The sequence below is a fragment of the Rhodococcus sp. NPDC059969 genome, from assembly GCF_042738325.1.
Lineage (GTDB): Bacteria > Actinomycetota > Actinomycetes > Mycobacteriales > Mycobacteriaceae > Rhodococcus_F.
Window position 1 is genome coordinate 1,243,108 of sequence record NZ_JBHWUF010000001.1, and the last position, 18,046, is coordinate 1,261,153.

20 protein-coding genes are annotated in these 18,046 nt (G+C 61.7%); 5 read left to right on the forward strand and 15 right to left on the reverse strand.

Features of this window, described 5'->3' with window-relative positions; translation table 11 throughout:
- The first annotated feature begins 39 nt into the window (after positions 1-39).
- On the forward strand, positions 40-1,206 hold the full coding sequence (locus ACFWAD_RS05670; RefSeq protein ID WP_378542037.1) for an alkane 1-monooxygenase: 1,167 nt from the start codon (positions 40-42) through the stop codon (positions 1,204-1,206).
- Positions 1,207-1,223: 17 nt separating this feature from the next.
- On the opposite strand, the gene ACFWAD_RS05675 is transcribed toward ACFWAD_RS05670, so the two are convergent.
- From ACFWAD_RS05675 to ACFWAD_RS05685, 3 genes are all read right to left on the reverse strand, one after another.
- Positions 1,224-2,150 (reverse strand): hypothetical protein, encoded by a 927-nt coding sequence (locus ACFWAD_RS05675; protein ID WP_378542039.1) that lies wholly within the window; start codon positions 2,148-2,150, stop codon positions 1,224-1,226.
- Between the two features lie 100 nt (positions 2,151-2,250).
- Positions 2,251-3,168 carry a nuclear transport factor 2 family protein gene (locus ACFWAD_RS05680; protein ID WP_378542041.1) on the reverse strand — a complete coding sequence of 306 codons (918 nt, stop codon included), beginning with the start codon at positions 3,166-3,168 and terminating at the stop codon, positions 2,251-2,253.
- A gap of 32 nt (positions 3,169-3,200) precedes the next feature.
- Complete coding sequence (locus ACFWAD_RS05685) at positions 3,201-3,839, reverse strand: NAD(P)-dependent oxidoreductase (RefSeq protein ID WP_378542043.1); 639 nt, start codon at positions 3,837-3,839, stop codon at positions 3,201-3,203.
- A gap of 167 nt (positions 3,840-4,006) precedes the next feature.
- Here ACFWAD_RS05685 and ACFWAD_RS05690 point away from each other — a divergent pair, with 167 nt between their 5' ends.
- The 3 genes from ACFWAD_RS05690 to ACFWAD_RS05700 all read left to right on the forward strand — a co-directional run bounded on the left by ACFWAD_RS05690 (position 4,007) and on the right by ACFWAD_RS05700 (position 6,365).
- A complete protein-coding gene (locus ACFWAD_RS05690) occupies positions 4,007-4,978 on the forward strand; it encodes a serine/threonine dehydratase (RefSeq protein ID WP_378542045.1) in 972 nt (323 codons plus the stop codon).
- Between the two features lie 57 nt (positions 4,979-5,035).
- Positions 5,036-5,467 (forward strand): hypothetical protein, encoded by a 432-nt coding sequence (locus ACFWAD_RS05695; protein ID WP_378542047.1) that lies wholly within the window; start codon positions 5,036-5,038, stop codon positions 5,465-5,467.
- Positions 5,468-5,528: 61 nt separating this feature from the next.
- Positions 5,529-6,365 carry a DUF1206 domain-containing protein gene (locus ACFWAD_RS05700; RefSeq protein WP_378542049.1) on the forward strand — a complete coding sequence of 279 codons (837 nt, stop codon included), beginning with the start codon at positions 5,529-5,531 and terminating at the stop codon, positions 6,363-6,365.
- Between the two features lie 19 nt (positions 6,366-6,384).
- Here ACFWAD_RS05700 and ACFWAD_RS05705 read toward each other — a convergent pair whose 3' ends face one another.
- The 3 genes from ACFWAD_RS05705 to ACFWAD_RS05715 form a co-directional block, all read right to left on the reverse strand.
- Positions 6,385-7,692 carry a serine hydrolase domain-containing protein gene (locus ACFWAD_RS05705; protein ID WP_378542051.1) on the reverse strand — a complete coding sequence of 436 codons (1,308 nt, stop codon included), beginning with the start codon at positions 7,690-7,692 and terminating at the stop codon, positions 6,385-6,387.
- An 82-nt stretch (positions 7,693-7,774) separates the two neighbouring features.
- Positions 7,775-8,512, reverse strand: a complete 738-nt coding sequence (locus ACFWAD_RS05710) for an SDR family oxidoreductase (protein WP_378542053.1) — start codon at positions 8,510-8,512, stop codon at positions 7,775-7,777.
- Positions 8,509-9,213: a TetR/AcrR family transcriptional regulator gene (locus tag ACFWAD_RS05715; RefSeq protein ID WP_378542055.1), complete on the reverse strand. Its 705-nt coding sequence runs from the start codon at positions 9,211-9,213 to the stop codon at positions 8,509-8,511. The genes ACFWAD_RS05710 and ACFWAD_RS05715 overlap by 4 nt, the downstream gene beginning before the upstream one ends.
- A 175-nt stretch (positions 9,214-9,388) precedes the next feature.
- On the opposite strand from ACFWAD_RS05715, the gene ACFWAD_RS05720 reads away from it, so the two are divergent.
- Positions 9,389-10,273, forward strand: a complete 885-nt coding sequence (locus tag ACFWAD_RS05720) for a DUF4190 domain-containing protein (RefSeq protein ID WP_378542057.1) — start codon at positions 9,389-9,391, stop codon at positions 10,271-10,273.
- Positions 10,274-10,286: 13 nt separating this feature from the next.
- On the opposite strand, the gene ACFWAD_RS05725 is transcribed toward ACFWAD_RS05720, so the two are convergent.
- The 9 genes from ACFWAD_RS05725 to ACFWAD_RS05765 form a co-directional block, all read right to left on the reverse strand.
- The gene (locus ACFWAD_RS05725; RefSeq protein WP_378542059.1) at positions 10,287-10,835 is read right to left on the reverse strand and encodes a hypothetical protein; all 549 of its coding nucleotides are present in this window, start codon (positions 10,833-10,835) and stop codon (positions 10,287-10,289) included.
- A 90-nt stretch (positions 10,836-10,925) separates the two neighbouring features.
- Positions 10,926-12,026, reverse strand: coding sequence for an alcohol dehydrogenase catalytic domain-containing protein (locus ACFWAD_RS05730; RefSeq protein ID WP_378542061.1), 1,101 nt, complete (start codon positions 12,024-12,026; stop codon positions 10,926-10,928).
- Positions 12,027-12,036: 10 nt separating this feature from the next.
- Complete coding sequence (locus tag ACFWAD_RS05735; RefSeq protein WP_378542063.1) at positions 12,037-12,999, reverse strand: ROK family protein; 963 nt, start codon at positions 12,997-12,999, stop codon at positions 12,037-12,039.
- Complete coding sequence (locus tag ACFWAD_RS05740) at positions 12,996-13,664, reverse strand: HAD-IA family hydrolase (RefSeq protein WP_378542065.1); 669 nt, start codon at positions 13,662-13,664, stop codon at positions 12,996-12,998. The genes ACFWAD_RS05735 and ACFWAD_RS05740 overlap by 4 nt, the downstream gene beginning before the upstream one ends.
- Positions 13,661-14,545 (reverse strand): TIGR03619 family F420-dependent LLM class oxidoreductase, encoded by an 885-nt coding sequence (locus tag ACFWAD_RS05745; protein WP_378542067.1) that lies wholly within the window; start codon positions 14,543-14,545, stop codon positions 13,661-13,663. The genes ACFWAD_RS05740 and ACFWAD_RS05745 overlap by 4 nt, the downstream gene beginning before the upstream one ends.
- Entirely contained in the window at positions 14,542-15,339 is a 798-nt protein-coding gene (locus ACFWAD_RS05750) for a VOC family protein (protein WP_378542069.1), read from the reverse strand. Before ACFWAD_RS05750 ends, ACFWAD_RS05745 begins: the two co-directional genes overlap by 4 nt.
- On the reverse strand, positions 15,336-16,235 hold the full coding sequence (locus ACFWAD_RS05755) for an NADP-dependent oxidoreductase (RefSeq protein WP_378542071.1): 900 nt from the start codon (positions 16,233-16,235) through the stop codon (positions 15,336-15,338). The genes ACFWAD_RS05750 and ACFWAD_RS05755 overlap by 4 nt, the downstream gene beginning before the upstream one ends.
- Positions 16,232-17,053, reverse strand: a complete 822-nt coding sequence (locus ACFWAD_RS05760; RefSeq protein ID WP_378542074.1) for an SDR family oxidoreductase — start codon at positions 17,051-17,053, stop codon at positions 16,232-16,234. The genes ACFWAD_RS05755 and ACFWAD_RS05760 overlap by 4 nt, the downstream gene beginning before the upstream one ends.
- Positions 17,046-18,041, reverse strand: coding sequence for a zinc-binding dehydrogenase (locus ACFWAD_RS05765; protein WP_020909399.1), 996 nt, complete (start codon positions 18,039-18,041; stop codon positions 17,046-17,048). The genes ACFWAD_RS05760 and ACFWAD_RS05765 overlap by 8 nt, the downstream gene beginning before the upstream one ends.
- Positions 18,042-18,046: the final 5 nt, after the last annotated feature.

Genomic DNA, 18,046 nt, shown 5'->3' on the forward strand with positions numbered 1-18,046 from the left:
GGGCGAACCGTTCGAGGGGACGAAAGGCGAGATCGGCGAATGACAGCGACTTCCGACGCACGGCGCACCGAACCGAACGCTGTCCAGAACACAGTCTCGTCGTCCGCCGAAAAGCCGCGCTGGCGCGATCGCAAGAGGTACCTGTGGCCGCTCGGATTGCTCATCCCGCTCAGCCCGTTCATCTCCTGGTTTCTCGTCGACAACCTGCGTCTCGGATTGTTCTGGGCGACCGGCGCGTGGTTGCTGGTCATTGTCATCCCGATCATCGACATGCTGGCCGGTGAAGACGGCGAGAGTCCGCCGGACGATGCGATCCCCGGACTGCAGAAGGACCGCTACTACCGCTGGTGCACTTACGCGTTCCTCCCCTTGCAATATGCCGGTCTGGTCTTTGCCTGCTGGTGCTGGATCAACGCTCCGATGGGAATCGCGGAGAAGATCGCGATGTCGTTCACGGTGGGCGTCGTCGCCGGCGTGGGTATCAACGCAGCACACGAACTTGGCCACAAGAGCGAGAAGGTCGAGCAGTGGCTCGCGAAAGTGGCGCTTGCACAATCCCTGTACGGGCACTTCTACGTCGAACACAACTTCGGCCACCATGTGCGTGTAGCTACTCCGCAGGACCCGGCCAGCTCGCGGTTCGGTGAGAGCTTTTGGAGGTTCTTGCCACGAAGTGTGGTCGGCGGCCTGCGTTCTGCCTGGCGTATCGAGAGCGCTCGACTCCAGCGGAAAGGCAAGCGAACCTGGAGTTTCGAAAACAACGTCCTCAACGCCTGGGCGATGAGTGTTGTCCTCTTCGCGACGCTGATCGGCATCTTCGGTTGGGAGGTAGCACCCTGGCTGCTGCTGCAGGCATTCGCCGGATTCACCTTCCTCGAAGCCGCGAACTACCTCGAGCATTACGGTCTGCTGCGTGGCAAGCGTGCCGACGGCTCGTATGTGCGCTGCAGCCCGGCCGACAGTTGGAACAGCGATCACGTGGTGAGCAATCTGTTCCTCTATCAGTTGCAACGACACAGCGACCACCACGCCAACCCGAAGCTGCGGTACCAAAGCTTGCGCAGCGCAGCCGAAGCCCCGCAACTTCCGGCCGGTTATGCGGTGATGATCGTGATCGCATGGATACCGCCGCTGTGGCGTCGGGTGATGGACCAGAGATTGTTGGACTACTACGACGGCGATACAGAACGGATCAACGTCGGCTGATTCGCAATTGCAGTCGGCTAGGCCACGCGCGCAATGATCTGGGGCGACGCCTGCAATAGCACGTGTCCCTGGACCAAGATTCGTTGGCAACCGTCTACTTCGATGAGTACCGGAATCGGTTCGGTATAGCCCGGCTCTGCACGCGTCAGGGTGGTGCCGACAGTGGTTCGAGCGACTTCCGAGCATGCGTCCGCCCGGCGTAGGTGCTCGAACGATTCGCCGAAGCTCTCACTCAGTTGTGTCGCGCCCGCGAAGACGACTTCGCCGCCTGCGGCTGCGGTGTACCGACAGATGCCGTCGCTCACCCAGTAGCGCTCGGCGACCAGATGTTGTTCACCGATCGTGGGCGTCAACCGAATCGTGCCGCACCCGATCCGTTGGAGGACCGCATCTGAGGTAAGCGAAACGATGTGCTCGGTCCGCCTGACTTCGTCGAGCTTCTCGATCTCGACCAGTCCTCTCAGCTGTTGGAAGCCACATTCGTCGACCGGATACGACGGGCGGACGATACGTCCCCGTGCGTCGATCAACCACAAATCCGCGAGCGGTACCGTGCTCGCTACCGGGCAACTGCCCTGATCCCGACGTCGACCCTCTGACGGTGCATTGAGCTTCGCGACGGCAGCGGTGAAATCTCCCTCCCACCGGTGCTCGTAGAAGTTGGTCGTGAGATTCGCGGTGATCGAGGGGCCGAACGATTCGTCGCAGGTGACTGCCGCTGCGGGCTCGAAATCCGGTGGCACCGTTCCGCTGCGAAACCAATGCGCTTGTGCGATCGCAGGCGGCGGTTCGATACCCAGAAACCGACCTTCGTCAGGGAGATTGCAGACTGCGGATTCGCCTATTTCGGCATGAGGTCGTGCGATCGCCGGCTCGCGGGCATGTGCGCATCCGCTGGAAACGCACAGCAGGAGCGCGATTGCGATCGAACGTCGCAGGGGCATGGGTGAACGGTACCGTCGAATGTGGCTGCGCAGACGGCACGATGGCGGGAATCAGCTCCCGCCATCGTGCCTATGCTCCATTGGCTTGTGTTGCGAGGCCTCAGCGACCGTCGTCCCACACGGTGTTGCCGCTTGCAGTCGTCGACGGGTAGTCCTGGACGGCGTCCCAATGCTCGACGATCTTGCCGTTCTCGTCGAAGCGGAAGATATCCATCGAGCCGCTGCCAGCCGTTCCTTCACCGGACGAAGCGAAGGTCTGGACGAAGACGAAGTCTCCCTCGGCTACCGTTCGCGGAAACTTGGTGGCCTTGTCTCCGGTAACAGGTTCGATCCCGGCCAGTGCCGTGACAAACGCGTCCTTACCGTCTGCGAACGAGGGGTTGTGCTGCGTGTAGGTCGGGCCGACCAGCTGGTCGGCAGCCTCGGCGGCTTTGCCCTCGTTGAAGGCGAGCTGCAGGAATGTCAGGGCGTTGGCAGTGTTGCGCTCCAATACTTCTGACGTCTTGAGCGGCGAAGAGGTGGGCCCGTCGAACATCGTGTTCGGATTCGCGGACGTTTCCGGCACGTCTTGTATGGCATCCCAGTGTTCGACGATCTTGCCGTTGTCGACGCGGAAGATGTCGAACACGGCCTGGCCGCGGTCACCGGGTGCAGAAGTGGTGTGAGACTGGAGGGCAACAAGATCGCCCTCGGCGAAAACGCGAGTGATCTCGGCATGCAACCCGGGTGTGGCCTCGACGTAACCGCCTATGCCGCTGACAAATCCGGCTGCCCCATCGGCGGCGGTGGGGTTGTGTTGGATGTAGACGTCGCCAATGTACCGGTCGGCGGCATGCTGGACCTGGCGGCCGTTGAACGCCAGTTCGTAGAAATCCGTGACGATGGTCTTGTTGGATTCGAGTTGATCGCCTTGTCCGGCAACAACATTTGCGGACGTCGTAGAACTGCTGGGGGTTGCGGATTCCGTGTCGTTGGAGCAAGCGGTGAGCAGGAGGGCGGCGGCAGCGGGGACAGTCATCCAGGCTGCGCGCCTGCGGAGGTTGCCCATGCTCAGTGTGCGACGGTGAAACGCTGGCGACGGTGAGCCGGAGTCTCGATCTCGTCGACAAAAGCGTGTGCGTAATCTTCGCCCGCGATAGCGGAATTGCCTTCGGCGTCCGTCAGGAGAACGTCGCCACCCACCTGGAAGGATCCCTTCGGAGCGACGCCGGCGTGGGCGCCGAATGCTGCGGCCGGGCTCACATAGAACCAGTCGACATTGCTGTCAGTCGCGCGGAGCGCATCGAGGACCTCGGCGTGAGCGAGCGCCTCACCCTTGTATGCATCCGGGAAGTCGGGGGTGTCGACGACGCGTGGCCCGCCCTCGGCGACCAACAAGCTGCCGGCGCCACCGACTACGGCAATGCGAGCATCGTTGCGTGCGGCGGCATCTGCGAGGGGAGTGACGGCGTCGAGCAGGCGCTTGCCGTCGATCTCGCGGGCGGGGATGGCTACGACAACGACGTCGTTGTCCGCCGTGACCTGCTCCACGATCGTGTTGTCGTGAACGGAACCCTGCACGACATTCGCCTCGGTTCCGGACTGCGCACTGCGGGCGACGACGGTCACCTCGTGGCCGCGTGAAGTGGCTTCCTTCGCGATTGCACTTCCTGCAAAACCGTTTCCACCGAATACTGCGATCTTCGACATGGCGTGTGCCTTTCCTTGATGTCGTCGTTGTGCTTGTAGTAGTAAATTTATTCACCTAGAAGGCCGATGTCTCGGTCAGATGCGGGCAGTATTTGGTGAAAAACAGACATCTTGATCACGGTGGACCGACTGCTTCGTGTCGACGTTGCGAACCGTAGGGTTGGTGCATGACTCTCACCGCCGACAACAACGCAGGTCCGCTGGCAATCGAGCGCTCGGACGTCGAAGCCGCACGGACTCGTATCGCAGGGTTGGCGCGGCGTACCCCGATCTTTCGAACTGCACTGCCGACGCCACACGGCGAGGTACCGGTTCTGTTCAAGCTCGAGTACCTCCAGCACGGCGGTTCCTTCAAAGTGCGCGGCAGTCTCAATGCAGTGGAACGAGCTGTAGCCAACGGCACCATGCCCGATGCCGGCGTGGTGATCGCGTCCGGTGGCAATGCTGCGATCGGGGCCGCGTGGGCGGCGCGGCGACGAGGACTCACATGCACCGTGGTGGTGCCGGAGACCGCGCCCGACGCAAAGGTGAAGGCGCTCGGGGAGTTGGGCGCCACCGTTCACAAGGTAGGCGATCGCTACGCACTCGCTGCTGCCGCTGCGGCGGAGATCGCACGCGCGAGCGGCGCGCTCGAACTGCACGCCTACGACCTGCCCGACATCGTCAGTGGGGCCGGCACCATCGCTCTCGAGATCGAAGACGAGGCGTCCGGACCGATCACGTATTGCATTGCAGTCGGCGGTGGTGGTTTGGTCTCTGGAATCGCCGCGGCGGCACGTCCCGAAGATCAAGTAGTAGCCGTCGAGCCGACCGGAGCCGCCACCTTGCATACCTCGCTCGATGCGGGTCGCCCGGTCGACATCGAAGTGAACAGCATCGCGGGGGATTCATTGGGGGCCACACGCATTGGCGCCATCGCCTGGGAGACACTGCATGAGAGTTCGGTAGACAGTGTTGTGGTCGACGATGATTCGATCCGGCAAGCTCGGGCATTCCTGTGGCGAGAGTTCCGGATTCTGGTGGAGTTGGGAACCGCAGCAGCATTGGTTCCGGTTCTGAACGGAACGGTCACGCAGCCGTCCGGCGGTGAACTGTGCGTGGTTTTATGCGGAGCCAACACACATCCGACCGACCTGTAATTCGGCGTATTTGTTTGCCTGCGTGTGAGAAAGTCGCAGGTGGGTACCTCTCGCAGTATGAGTACCAGCAGCATTATCTGGATAATTGTTGCCGTGGTCGTGGTGATAGCGATCGTGGCCGCACTCCTGTGGGTGGCGCGAAACAGACGTGACGAGCGTCGACACATCGAGGCAGAACAGATCCGCGAAGACGTCGCAGACAAGTCGCTGCAAGTCGGCGAGCGCGAGGCGCGGGCAGAAGAGACGGCAGCCAAGGCGCGCATGGTGAAAGCGGAGGCGGACGCCAAAGCGGCGGAAGCGTCTGCGCTGCAACACCATGCAGCGCAACACCGGAAAGAGGCGACGAGTTCTCGCGAGGAACTGAACCAGCAAAGAGATCACGCAGACACGATCGACCCGAAGGTTCCCAACCCGAAGGTCCCCGACCCCAAGGTCCCCAACCCCGAAGAACCGCGATCGGCGCCGGATCAGAGCCCTCGCAACCCTTGACCTCGAAACCCTTCATGCACGCGTTCGAGGTAAGCGTCGCTCCGTATATGGTTCGTCGATCATGATGAACAAAGAATCGTCACCGCAGGACCAGAAAAGCGTCGCGTCGACGGCCGCTGACGTTGCACAGAACAACGTCTTCGAGCGCTTTGCCCGTGCCGGATTCATCGTCAGCGGTGTCGTTCACCTGCTGATCGGATATATCGCGATCCGCGTTGCTCTCGGTGGATCCGGGTCTGCGGACCAATCGGGTGCGATGGCCGAGTTGGCAGGAAAGCCAGGGGGCGTCTTCGCCCTGTGGTTCGGCGTCGTCGCCTTCCTTGCCATGGCGTTGTGGAGATTGGCCGAGGCGGCGCTGGGAAGCTCGTCGTCGCCGTCCTCGGACGACAAGAAGAAGGAGTTCTTCGATCGCGCCAAAGCTTTGGGCATCTCGCTCGTCTATTTCGGTTTTGCTTTCACTGCATTCGGATTCGCGCGCGGTAGCGGTAAGTCGAGCAGTGGTCAGAGTGCGGGAATCACGGCACGTCTGATGGAGAACACGCTTGGGACTATCGCATTGGTGCTCGGCGGGATCGTCATCATCGCTGTTGGTCTTTACCACGTGTATAAGGGCGCGAGTCAGAACTTCCTGGACGATCTGAAAGGCACACCCAGCGCCTTCGTGCGCCGACTCGGAACCGTTGGGTACGTCGCCAAGGGCTTGGCCATCGCCGCGGTCGGCATTCTGGTTCTGCTCGCGGTCAACAACTCCGAACCAGGAAAGGCCTCCGGCCTCGACGGAGCGTTCAAGACGCTGGGTGCGCAACCGTACGGAGTCGCCCTGCTGATCCTTGCCGGATTGGGCATCATCACATACGGGCTCTACTGCTTCGTGATGGCGCGCTCGACGAAGATGTAGCGCCCGTAGGTAAGTGGGTCTATCCGAATGACCCGGTCTGGAAGCCGACGTCGCTGCCCGACGAACTTCCGGTCGAGCTACCGAATAGCGGTCGTCTCGGAACCAGATCATGCATCAGGTTCTCTGCTGCAGGGTCGATCATCGCCGCGTTTCCACCGTTCGCCAGAATCGTGATCGACCAGCCACTGTCGGGGACCAACAGGGTGATGCAGTTGGAACCCGTGCTGCCACCGTTCTTCTTGGCGAACCGTTGTGGGAAGTTCGGCGTCGGGGGTTGGAGCTGCCACGCCATTCCCATTCCGAAGGCCGGATTCTCCGGAGCCTGGGTGGCGATCTGATCGAGCATGGAGGTCAGTAACGGTTTGAGTGGGTTGTTGCCATAGCCGAGCGTTGTTGCGGCCCAAATCGACATGTCCTCAGCGGTGCTGACCAGGCCACCCCCGCCTGCGATCGCACCAGTGTTGTTCCACAGAGGCGCTCTTGTGCCGTCGAGGTAGTACGGAACGGCCAGGTCGGTTGCCTTGGACTCGATCACGGTACCCATCATCCCGAGCGGGTCGGTGATTTCGCGGGCGACTGCGGCCGCGAAAGGCGGCTTCTCCTGTCCCGGAATGATTTTGTCTGCCATGAGTGTGCCGAGCAGTCCGAATCCGAAGTCCGAGTACATCCAGTGGCTACCGGGGGAGAACTCCAAGGCGCCGGCGTCTTGGAGTCCTTCCCAGAGCATATTTCTGGTGTACTTCGCCTTCTCGTCGTTGCATGATTTCTTGGGATCGGCACATCCTGCCGAAAGATTGGGCGGGTCGTCGCTGAGACCCGAACGGTGGGTGACCAGTTGGCGAAGCGTGATCTCCTCGCCACCGCTGCCTTTCGGCAGTGGGTTGCCATCCGAATACTTGCTCGCCAAGTCGTCCAATCCGACTTCTCCCCGAGCGATCAGTTTCGCAAGTAGTGCAGCGGTGAAGGTCTTGGTCTCCGAAGCGATCTCGAATTGCGTTCGAGGAGTGACTCTCACGCCGTTTTCGACGTCGGCATATCCGTAGTGGTACGTCGTGGTGACACTGGCCTTGCGGTTCTTCTCATCCGGTTTGACGATGGCGAAGGCAAGACCGGGAACTCCACTGTTCAACAGTGTCTCTGCGACGCGCTGTACCGCTTGGGCTTCTGCAGGATCGCCTACCCGCGAACCCGGATTGGGCGCGGTGGGGCCGGCGGCGCCGGCGGTCGACGAGGTTGCGAAGGTTACGACGGCGGTTGCCGCAAGCCCTGCAACGCTGATGAACTGTCGCCGTGACGTCCGGGCGGACCCTCGATCCTGGTTTTCCATTGTTTGCACATTACAACCAAAGTCGACTGGTTTGACTGTTTTGTCGGAATTGGCAAGGTGTGGTCCTTAGGAGACAGTGTCGCTAGATCACGCCGCCGTTGACGTAGATGACCTGGCCGTTGACCCAACGAGCTGGGCCGGCGAGGAACGCCACAGCCTCCGCGATATCCACCGGTGTGCCGAGCCGCTCCAGGGGGGCCAGCTTGGACAGATTCTCCACTGTAGCTTCGTCTTTCCCGTCCAAGAACAGGTCGGTGGCTGTGGGGCCAGGGGCTACCGCGTTGACCGTGATGTCGCGTCCGCGTAGCTCTTTCGCGAGAACCAGGGTGATCGCGTCGACAGCACCTTTGGTCGCGGCGTACGCGGCATAGGTCGGGAAGGCCAGCTTTTTCACCGAAGTAGAGAAATTGATGATCGCACCGCCGCGCCGGACACGTCTGGCTGCCTGCTGGTCGACCACGAAGGTTCCTCGGACGTTGGTCCGATGCATCCGATCGAAATCGTCGAAGTTCAGTTCGGCAACGGTGGAGAGGATCATGATTCCGGCTGCGTGAACGACGACGTCGATGCCTCCGAACTCCTCCTCTACCGTATCGAACAGTGCAGCGACTTCACCTTCGTCGGCGACGTCGGCATGCACCGCGATGGCGCGACCGCCCGCAGCGACGATGGTGTCGACTGTTTCCTGGGCGCGTTGACGGTTTCCTGAATAGTGCACGGCGACAGCCATTCCGTCGACGGCGAGCTTCTCTGCAGTCGCTCGCCCGATGCCGCCGGAAGCTCCGGTGACGATGGCGACGCGGGTAGTGGTGTCAGTCATGATGTAACTCCTGAACTGGTTTCGGTTGCATCGGACAGCTTGCGGAGCCACTCTCGCAGTAGGCCGACTTCGTTGGCGGAGAGGGAAGTTGAATCTGCGGCGGCCAGTTGGGCGTCGAGAGTGGATGCAACTCTGTTGAGTGAGGCGTCCGTGTGGGCGCCGGATTCATCGATGATGGACGCGAAGATTCCGTCGCGAACTCGCTGTGACAGCGTCGGATCGGGGTACTGTTCCGGCCTTACGACGAGCATCAGCGCGACGCCCGCATTGGCGGACATCACCATCTGCGTAGCCACGTCGACCGATACGGTCAGAACGCCTGCGGTAGCACATCGTTCGAGAACCGATCGAAGTAGCGCCTGAGCCTGCAAGGCAGTGTCTGCGCTCTGGGCAGAGGGTGAGTGCATCAGCCGATAGTGAGCGGGATGTGCGAGCGCGAAGGCTGTATGTGCATCCCAGCCGGCCCGTAGATCGGCAACGGGGTCATCGGAAGGTGTCGCAGCGCGTTTGCCTTCGAGATATTCGAAGAAACCTGCCTCGACGACGGCTGCGAGCAGTCCGTCCTTGTCGCCGAACTGGCGGTAGAGCGCGGGGGCGCCGACGCCGGCCATCTCGCACACGGCGCGGGTGGATATGTCGCCGTTGGGGGAGGTGTTGAGCAGCTCGGTCGCTGCGGCCAGAATCTTTGCTTTCGAGCTCATGTAAACAACGCTAACACAAATATGAAATCAACGCTATCAAGGTTTGGGTCATGCGAACGAACTACAGACACAGGGACCAGGGCTTGATCAGATGAGTGAGCCGGTCCGGCGACGGTTCTGTGTGGAGCGACGGCTAAAGCCGTTCTGTTCTCACACTCTGAACGAAGGAATTCTGGTGATCGACTCGGAAACTGCTGTCGCGCCCAATAATTCGCATTCCGGTTATCTGGGTTGGATCCTGCGGGTCGTCAGTGTCGCGGCGTGCGTTGCGGTTGCAACGGTCGTTGTCTCGCTGACGCTCGGGCCGCCATTCGCGCGGGCCTGGGCACAGTGGGTTGCTCGTCATGTAGGTGGGGACTTCGAGACGGGAGTCGTTGTCGGATTTATGGCTGGGCTTCTAGGCATCGCTGTGACTTTGTTTGCAGCGCTGATGAGTTCGTTGGCGTGGCGGCGCCGCGGTGGCCCGGCATTGTCGCTTGGTATCGGTGCCATTGCATTGCTTGCCGTTGTTCCCGGCGCGGTGAATTTGAGTATCGCGGTCGGTGCAGCAGGTTCCGGGGTAAGGGCGGCGGGGAGGATCCTCGACGTCGACGGGCCGGCGTTTCGTGGAGCCTGGGTAGCCGGATCAGTGGCGGGACTGTTGCTGTATATGGTCGGGGCGCTGCTGTTAGGGAGGAGCCTTCGTTCGACATTCGGGCCTGTCAGGCAGGCGGCGGCGGTGCCGCTTCCTGGGGTGGTCGGCTACACCGCCGATGGCCGACCCGTTTTTGCGCAAGTGGGCTTCACATCCGACGGGATTCCGGTACTCGCAGATCAGCTTGAAGTGCGCTATCCAGCGGGACCGGCGGTCGGAACGAATGCCTTGGCCATCGCCGCACTCGTACTTGGAATCTTCGGTGGGGTCTTTGCTATTCCAGTGGGCCACGTGTCGCTGAATCAAATTCGCCAATCCGGCGAAAGTGGGCGCGGGTTGGCAGTGGCCGGTCTCGTCCTCGGTTATCTGTCGCTGGTCGTCATCATAGGTTTCGTATTGGTGGCTGTGTCCGCGACGTATCGGTAATTTGGGTCGCGCATCAGAGCGCGGTTGGCAGGAGTGGCTCGATGTCGAAGGTGCGAGGTCCGAACAGGTCCAGAGCCCGGGTGCGAATGGACGGTAGTACTTCGTGGAAGCTCCCGCCGAGACGGTGGAGGGAGATGAACGAGCGCGATTCCCAAACCGGAAACTCTCCGTCAGCGCCGCGGGATGCTGTGTCCCACAGCAGTGCATCGCCGTTTTCGCTCCATCCGAAAACCTGCAGCGAGTCAGGGAGTGACCAATTGCCGTCGGGTTCGATCATCCAATCGAACTCGTCATCCCGTCCTTCTCGGTAGATGGAATGAAGATGAGCGGTGAGGTTGCGGGCGCGCCCTTGCCAGCCGTCGGCAAATCCGGGAAGGGCGGGCGGATAGATGAGCCAGAGTCCGAAGGTCCGCGCCCACCCTGCGTGGCGGATGAATGCGCGATAGGAATCGGGGAAGCCCTGCCGGTCGGGAAATCGAAAAGAATCCAAAACAGTGAAATCTATGTGTTGAAGCGTCGGTTGGCCTTCTACCGTCAGCGCGTTGGGTCCCGTGGCAAACACGTCATCAACACTAGCAATGCGAGTTCGTGGGGGGATCTCGGGCGGGAGGTCTTGGCTGGTTGTTCCCCGAGTTCGTCGGATCAAATACCTTCAACGGCCCGCAAGATTCACCACCAATCGAATCACCAACTCGCCGTCCACCTCTCGGGTCCGTTTATCGCAGATCACGTTCATCAATGCGGTGCCCTCATCGATGCCGAGTTGGTGTGTGAGTAGCGTGTCAATCGTGTCGTCGGCGCTCGTCAATGCAGCTGCAGCGGAGGCGAGTTGGTGGTTAGTGACTCCTCTGTTTCCAGTCAAGGCAACGCGCAGAGCGCCCCTGGTGAACGTGGTGATCGCGGGTGGTGTCGGTCCACCCGTGTTGGCTTGTCGCACCCCGGCGATGTCCACCCCGGGTAACAAATCGGACGTGGCCTTGGCCGGCACTCCACCAATCGGATGCACGGCGACAACTCGATCGCCGAGGCGTTCCAGAGCGGTGTCGATCGACGCTACTGTGCCGGCGCGGTGAGTCGCGACCAGCACAGCGACCGAGCCTGTGGTTTCGCGTACCCAGTTCTCGGTAGCGAGCGAGTTAACCACGGATGGAAAGTGATTCGTCGTCCACTCCATGCCGATTTCGGTGCGGTGGACCATTACTACTCGGACGGTTGGGAAGAGAACGGAGGGTGCGAGGGCAGCAGCCAGATTTCCGATGAGACCGTCGCCGAAAATGAGCAGCGTCTCCGGTGACTCGCGTGAGAGGCAGGACAGCGCATACCTGACGACGGCGTACGGTTCGACGAGAGTAGCGCGTGCGCTGGAAAGTTCCAGTGGCAACGGCGTGACCAACCCTCCACTGACCGCGGGCACGCCGATGATGACGCGTTGTTGAAACAACCCCTCGACGTTGTGGCCGAGAAGAAACGATGAATCATGCGGATGCGTCGGGTTGACCACGACTCGATCACCTACCTCGAAGTCGGTGACGCCGTCGCCCACTTCGACGACGCGGGTAGCGCCTTCGTGGCCGACGATGGGCGAGGGGTCGTCCCTGTCTCCGCGCACAATCTGAATGTCAGTCCCGCACAGGCTGACTTTCTCGGGGGCGACGAGAAGTTCGCCGGGCCCGGGAGTTGGAGTCGGCCGCTTTTCGACGCTCGACCGACTGCCCCTTCTCACGATTGCGCGATGGGTGAGTTGCGTTGTCATGAATCCTCTTTCACAGCTTGCTTACGCGGAGGCGACCGGCGGCAATATCGTCGGCACCGGACAGGGTGTCGATGTCGTGAGGACGGCACAGGTATATCGTCTTACGGATTCTCTCGGGAGTCAGTGACGTGTCCGCGTACGATCGCACCGAGGCGAGTTGGGAACAAAGTTCCCTCTCGTACATCTCGGACAGACCTTCGGCGAGCCCGCCACCGATCCCGATGCGATCCAGTCGTGGATCGAGGGCGATCATCGTTCTGACCAGCTCGGCGATCGGCTCGACGACCACGCGCAACAGAAGTGATGCACCAGGGGCGCCTGACTCGAGTGCTGGACCGAACGAATCTCTGTCATAGGGCAATTCGAGAGCCGAGGCGACAGCAGTCAACGCCGAGCCGGACGAGATCGCCGCGACATGTCCGACGCCTCCACATGCGCAGGGCAACTGTCGCACCGTATCCGGCCCCGACGTCACTGCACGAAGGTGGCCGACCTCACCTTGCAACCCCAATGCGTCCACTGGAATCACTCCCTCTTTTGCATCAGCTATCCGCAGTGCGATCCCGCTGCTGATGGTGAGGTAGGCGATGCGCCGATCGGTGGGACGTGTAAACCCACGAGCGAATGACGCCAACCCTGCCGTCACGTCGTTCACGAGTGTCCATCGAACGTCCGGGCGGTGGGATTCGAGGAGGCGCAGCAACGGAATCTCACCGGCAGGAGCGCCGCCCCACAATGGGCCGGATCCATGGGCGACGCCCTTCTGTTCGTCGAGCGCGGCCCCGCACGCCATGTTCACTGCGGCACCCGGCGGTAGATATCGATCCAGTGTTTCGATCAGCTCGCGCAGGAGTTGATCGGGAGTGGCAGACGGTTGTCGGAGCACGCTGGGCGATGGCAGCCGTTCGGTTCGCTCACCGCTGCGGATGCGTAGCCACGTACCTCCCAGATCGACCGATACGGTATCCGTCATAGTTCCGGTACCACGTCGATTACGAGCTCCGATCTCTCTCGGGAGAGTCGTAGTGAAGTAAAGTTATTCACTCTCAAAAGGTTTCGTCCGGGCTCGGCTCCGATTGCAACGCATGATGCGCCGGAATCGGCCGCAGCAGCCATGCCGGCCGAGGAGTCTTCGAATACGGTGCAGGAGTCGGCGGAAACCTTCAAGCGCGCCGCCGCTGCAAGAAAGCCCTCGGGATCTGGCTTGCCGACGCGCACGTTCTCAGCGCATACCGACGCGTGTGGAAGCGGGAGGCCGGCTTCAGTGAGCCTTCGCACCATCATCGATCGAGGGGCCGACGTGACAATCGCCCACCGCTCCGGGGGCACAGACGCCAGAAAGTCCTTGGCGCCGGCGATGGCGCGAACTGGATGCGAGTTCTGCTCTTCGCTTTGCCTGATCCAGTTCAGTTCGGATTCGACGTTTGCTCGATTACCGAGAACCCGAACGATGATGTCGGAAGCGATGCGGCCTGGAAGTGCCTGCGCTACCACCGCCCGATCAACGCCGTGCCGGTCCGCGAATTCGAACCAGACAGCCTCGATCGACGCCTGCGAATCGACGAGGGTTCCGTCCATGTCGAACAGCAGTGCCGAGGTCGAAATGGATTGTCGAATCGAGCTGGGCCGCAGAGTCATAAGATTGCCACCCGACTCATTCCCAAACTTTCGCCGGCAATGCGAATCAGATCGAGATCGTGGTCGGTTGAGCGGCGCAGTCGCTGGTCGCCAGGATCGGTATCGAGCACAATCGTCTGTGCACCGATCTCAGACAGAAAATCGATGTCGGCACGTATCTGGTTGATGGTTCCGTACCCGAGTGGACGGTCTGGTGATTCGACAGATTTTTCGGTGGGGAGAAAGTAGATGCGGGGGACGAACTCACGCCCGGGGGCGAGTGAAGCGACTCCAGCGATGCATAGGCCCCGGGTAGGGTGCAATGGGTGCCATGCAGTGCCTAATCTGTTGGTTCGGTCGATCGCAGCGGGTCCGTTGCCGCCGATCCACAACGGAGGGTGTGGTTGCTGCAGCGGTAGAGGTCCGTTGTGCACGCGATGTGTTCCGGCCGAGCCCGGTGCGTCGTATGTCTCCGACGTCCACGCTGCGATCAGGGTTTCGAGAGTGGTATCCGTCAGTCGGCCTCGACGTGTGAACGGAACGCCGAGGACGTCGAAAGCCTGTGCAGTCCAGCCGACCCCGATGCCCACGATCAACCGTCCGCCGCTGAGTCGATCAATCGTCGCGGTCGCGTGGGCGAGGTGGGCCGGGTGTCGGTGACTGCCGATCAGCACGCCGCTGCCCAGGCGAATCGACTCGGTACCCGCTGCGAGCCAGGACAGCGTGGCCAGGCACTCGTAAAACGGAGCGGGAGAGCGGCGATTCGCGTCGTCGGTCAACACCACGTGATCCGAGAGCAGGACATTGTCGAATCCGGCAGTTTCCGCTGTCCGGGCCCACGCGAGAATCCCCTCGGGGTCGATCTGCGGCCCGAAGTTGGGGAGATTGATTCCGTACTTCACAGCGAACTCGGAATCAGTCGTGCGGCGCCCCCGTGGCGGAACGTCAGGAAGTTTCCCCCGTTGGCGGTCAAAGGGCGAGGGGCCTCCTGCCGGCCGATGTGGTGCTCGAACAACTCGATGTTCAAGTCGCCGACGGATACCATCGCCATCCGGGACGTTCCTTCGACGTCGAGATCGAACTGTGCCGTCATGAACCCGCGATCCGCTGCGATGTCCGTGCGGAGCACCTCGGTTCCCGAATGGGCGGTCACCAGACGCGCTATCGCGGCGTCGAGGTCCGGGACGCTGTAGCCCGTGTGATCCAAACCGCGGCAGGTCGGGAGAAGGGCCGACGCGATGTCCTCTCGTCTGTGGTGGAGTCGGGCCTGGGTCTCGTGGAAGTATCCCGGCTCCTCGGGCCACTGCTGAAGTTCGAAGAGATCGCCCCACGGCGACCGGAAGTACACCCACTTGTTGCCCGCAATCGGACCCTCGGGTACCTCGATCACGTCGCCGAGGACTGTCACGTCGCTTCGCGAATCAAGGTAGCTCACAGCGAGTTCGATATCGCCGACAGTGAAGCACAGATGGTTGGTGCCGATGTCGACCAACCGCGGCGGGGGTTGATGGGGCCAATCCGCTGATACGAAATCCACGACCCCCGACAATCCGATCGGTACGGAGGCACGTCCGGGGGATCTTACGACGCGGTTCGCACCCAGGAGTGAAGCGAAGAAGTTGGCGGCGGCGTCCGCATCGGGAACGGTGACACCGACTGTGGACAAGGCATTTTCGACATTCGCGGTCACGGTCATGGGATCAGCAGTACCTTTCCTCGGGTTCCGCCCGCGGCCAGCAGAGCGTGGGCTCGGGGTGCTTCGTCGAACCGGAATGTTCGGGCGACAGGGACGGTGACCGAACCGGTCGATACCAGTTCGGCGAATGATTCGAGGCCCGAGCCGTCCTCGTCGACATAGCTTTTCGCCGGTGTGATTCCACGTTGCGGTGCGGGTTGCTCGTTGTCGTCGATGGAGATGAAGGCGCCGTCGTCTCGCACACTGTCGACGGATTCGGCAACACCCGCCGTGTCGACGATGGCGTCGTACTCCTTCTGCGGCAGGTCGACGGGACTCGCTATGACCCGGCTGAGGCTGAGGGCCAAGAGTTCGTCAGTGTCGCTCTCGCGAGCGAGGGCTTCGACGCGGTGTCCCCGCGAGATCAGCAGCGCCGACGCTATTCGGCCCACCGCGCCGGCAGCACCGGTCACCAACACCGTGGATTCTGGTGCAAGGTCGAGTTTCTCGAGGCATTGCACAGCGGTGAGCGCTGCGAGTGGGATCGCAGCAGCGTGCTCGAGGGTGACGTTCGACGGAGCGGGTGCGAACAAGGACTGGTCGGCGGTGACGCGTTCGGCGTAGGTTCCGTAGCGGTGTGCCGGTTGCGCGATCATTCCGATGACGCGGTCTCCTGGCCTGAAGCGTGTTACCGCGGATCCGACTGCGATAACAGTTCCGGAGACGTCCCATCCCAATACGGCTGGGAAGTGCAACTCGATGGGCAAGAACCCCGAACGGGTCTTCAGATCGACAGGGTTGACGGCAGCGGCTGCAACGGAAACAGTGACGTCTCCGGGGCCGGATGTCGGCTCGTCAACCTCGGTGAGAGCGAGAACGCTTGGGTCGCCGGTGGCTTCGATTGCGATGGCTTTCATGCGATTCCTTTCATGAGACCTTGCGTTGGAGAATGATCGACGGCGTAGCGGGCATTCGCTTCGGCTGCAGTCAGAACCAGTCCGCCGTCGACGGTAACGGTGGTCCCCGTGAGATAGCTCGAACCGGACCCGGCGAGGAACGCCGCGGTTGCTGCGACCTCGTGCACACCGGCCGGACGCCCCAACGGGATAGCGGGGCGATCGATGTCCGCATACGAGGATTCGTCATCGATGCCGTTCATCGCGGTGGCGGTTTCTCCCGGTGCGACGGAATTGACGCGCACTCCGTGGGGCGCGAATTCGAGGGCGAGGACACGACTCGACGCCGCCAATGCGGCCTTGCTGGCGCAGTAGATTGCACCGCCGGTGATGGGGACCGTGTCATGGATCGATGTGATGTTGACGATCGATCCTGCGATACCTCGCGCGATCATCCGGCGCCCCACCGACGAGGCCAACGCAAGTGGGGTGATCGAATTGACGGCCATGACCTCGCGCATTCGATCGATGGCGAGTGCATCTGCGGGTGATCGATCGTTGATTCCGGCATTGTTTACCAGGCAGTGGATCTCACCCAGTTCATCTGTGCATCGCAGAACGGCGTCGACTGTCGATTCGGCATTGCGCAGGTCCAGTTGCAGGGGAACGACGTCGATGCGGAACTGCGCATTTATTTCGCTCACCAACCGTGCGATGCGATCGAGACCATTGCCGTATCCGAGGACGAGGTTGTGACCCTCTTTCGCAAGCGCGAGCGCGATTGCCCGGCCGATACCACTACTCGCTCCGGTTATCACTGTGTATTCGAGCTCACTCAACAGAGATCACCACCTTCGGCCGTGTCCTGTGGCCTTCGAGACGATCGAACGCGGACTGTGCTTCGGTCAGAGGAACCACACTGTCGATCAATGCGGTCAATGCCGGGCGAATCAGCGGGAACAGTTCCGCGGCTCGGCGGTAGTGATCTACCCCGTGACGTACTCCGATGATCGAAATGCCGGCCAGCGCAACCGCTCCGGGATCGATCGATTCCGTGTGCGCCGCGACGCCTACGAGGATGCACTTGCCTCCCGGACGGAGAACGCCTACGGCGGTACCCAGCGCACCGGCGCCGCCAGACGCCTCCACGACCACGTCGTACTGCCCGGTCAGGTGTGTCGCATCGGTGAAACTGTGTGTGACGGTGCCGGAGTCGAGGTGTTCGATCGACCGGGGTTCGAGAACGTCGACGGTGATCGGGTATCGACTCAGCATGGCGATGGACAAGCTGCCGATCGTGCCCGCGCCGACGACGAGAACCCGATCACCCGGCGACACCGAAGCAGCGTCGAGCGCCTCGAGCACCGTCACGAGCGGCTCGATGAGAACGTGCTCCGGTTCGACTGTGACGCGACCGAGTGAAACGACCGTGCGCCGCGGCATGCGGAGGAATTCGGCTGCGGCACCAGGATGTTCGTATAGCCCGACCTCACGCAGATCGGAGCATTGGTTGCGTCGTCCGGCCCCGCAGGCCGAACACGCCTGGCAGAAAATCATCGTGCTCCCGGTGACTACGTCACCCGCCGACAGATCGTGAATATTCGGGCCGGTCTGCTCTACGGTGCCCACCCATTCGTGCCCGAAGTGATGCGGAAACGACGTAAGGCCATCAGTGAGGTATGACGACGTGCCGTGCAACAACTCCAGATCCGTACCGCACAGACCGACATAGGCAACCTTGACGACGACATCGTCAGGCCCGCAGTTGGGACGGTCGATCGTCACGATCGACACGGAACGGGGAGCGTCGATCATCGCAGCTCTCATGGCTT

Coding starts and splice junctions, on each gene's coding strand:
- ACFWAD_RS05685 (WP_378542043.1), bottom strand. CDS start 3,839: ATGTCGAAGATCGCAGTATTCGGTGGAAACGGTTTTGCAGGAAGTGCA.
- ACFWAD_RS05740 (WP_378542065.1), bottom strand. CDS start 13,664: ATGACTCTGCGGCCCAGCTCGATTCGACAATCCATTTCGACCTCGGCA.
- ACFWAD_RS05690 (WP_378542045.1), top strand. CDS start 4,007: ATGACTCTCACCGCCGACAACAACGCAGGTCCGCTGGCAATCGAGCGC.
- ACFWAD_RS05705 (WP_378542051.1), bottom strand. CDS start 7,692: ATGGAAAACCAGGATCGAGGGTCCGCCCGGACGTCACGGCGACAGTTC.
- ACFWAD_RS05700 (WP_378542049.1), top strand. CDS start 5,529: ATGATGAACAAAGAATCGTCACCGCAGGACCAGAAAAGCGTCGCGTCG.
- ACFWAD_RS05735 (WP_378542063.1), bottom strand. CDS start 12,999: ATGACGGATACCGTATCGGTCGATCTGGGAGGTACGTGGCTACGCATC.
- ACFWAD_RS05755 (WP_378542071.1), bottom strand. CDS start 16,235: ATGAAAGCCATCGCAATCGAAGCCACCGGCGACCCAAGCGTTCTCGCT.
- ACFWAD_RS05710 (WP_378542053.1), bottom strand. CDS start 8,512: ATGACTGACACCACTACCCGCGTCGCCATCGTCACCGGAGCTTCCGGC.
- ACFWAD_RS05680 (WP_378542041.1), bottom strand. CDS start 3,168: ATGACTGTCCCCGCTGCCGCCGCCCTCCTGCTCACCGCTTGCTCCAAC.
- ACFWAD_RS05765 (WP_020909399.1), bottom strand. CDS start 18,041: ATGAGAGCTGCGATGATCGACGCTCCCCGTTCCGTGTCGATCGTGACG.
- ACFWAD_RS05675 (WP_378542039.1), bottom strand. CDS start 2,150: ATGCCCCTGCGACGTTCGATCGCAATCGCGCTCCTGCTGTGCGTTTCC.
- ACFWAD_RS05730 (WP_378542061.1), bottom strand. CDS start 12,026: ATGACAACGCAACTCACCCATCGCGCAATCGTGAGAAGGGGCAGTCGG.
- ACFWAD_RS05695 (WP_378542047.1), top strand. CDS start 5,036: ATGAGTACCAGCAGCATTATCTGGATAATTGTTGCCGTGGTCGTGGTG.
- ACFWAD_RS05750 (WP_378542069.1), bottom strand. CDS start 15,339: ATGACCGTGACCGCGAATGTCGAAAATGCCTTGTCCACAGTCGGTGTC.
- ACFWAD_RS05670 (WP_378542037.1), top strand. CDS start 40: ATGACAGCGACTTCCGACGCACGGCGCACCGAACCGAACGCTGTCCAG.
- ACFWAD_RS05715 (WP_378542055.1), bottom strand. CDS start 9,213: ATGAGCTCGAAAGCAAAGATTCTGGCCGCAGCGACCGAGCTGCTCAAC.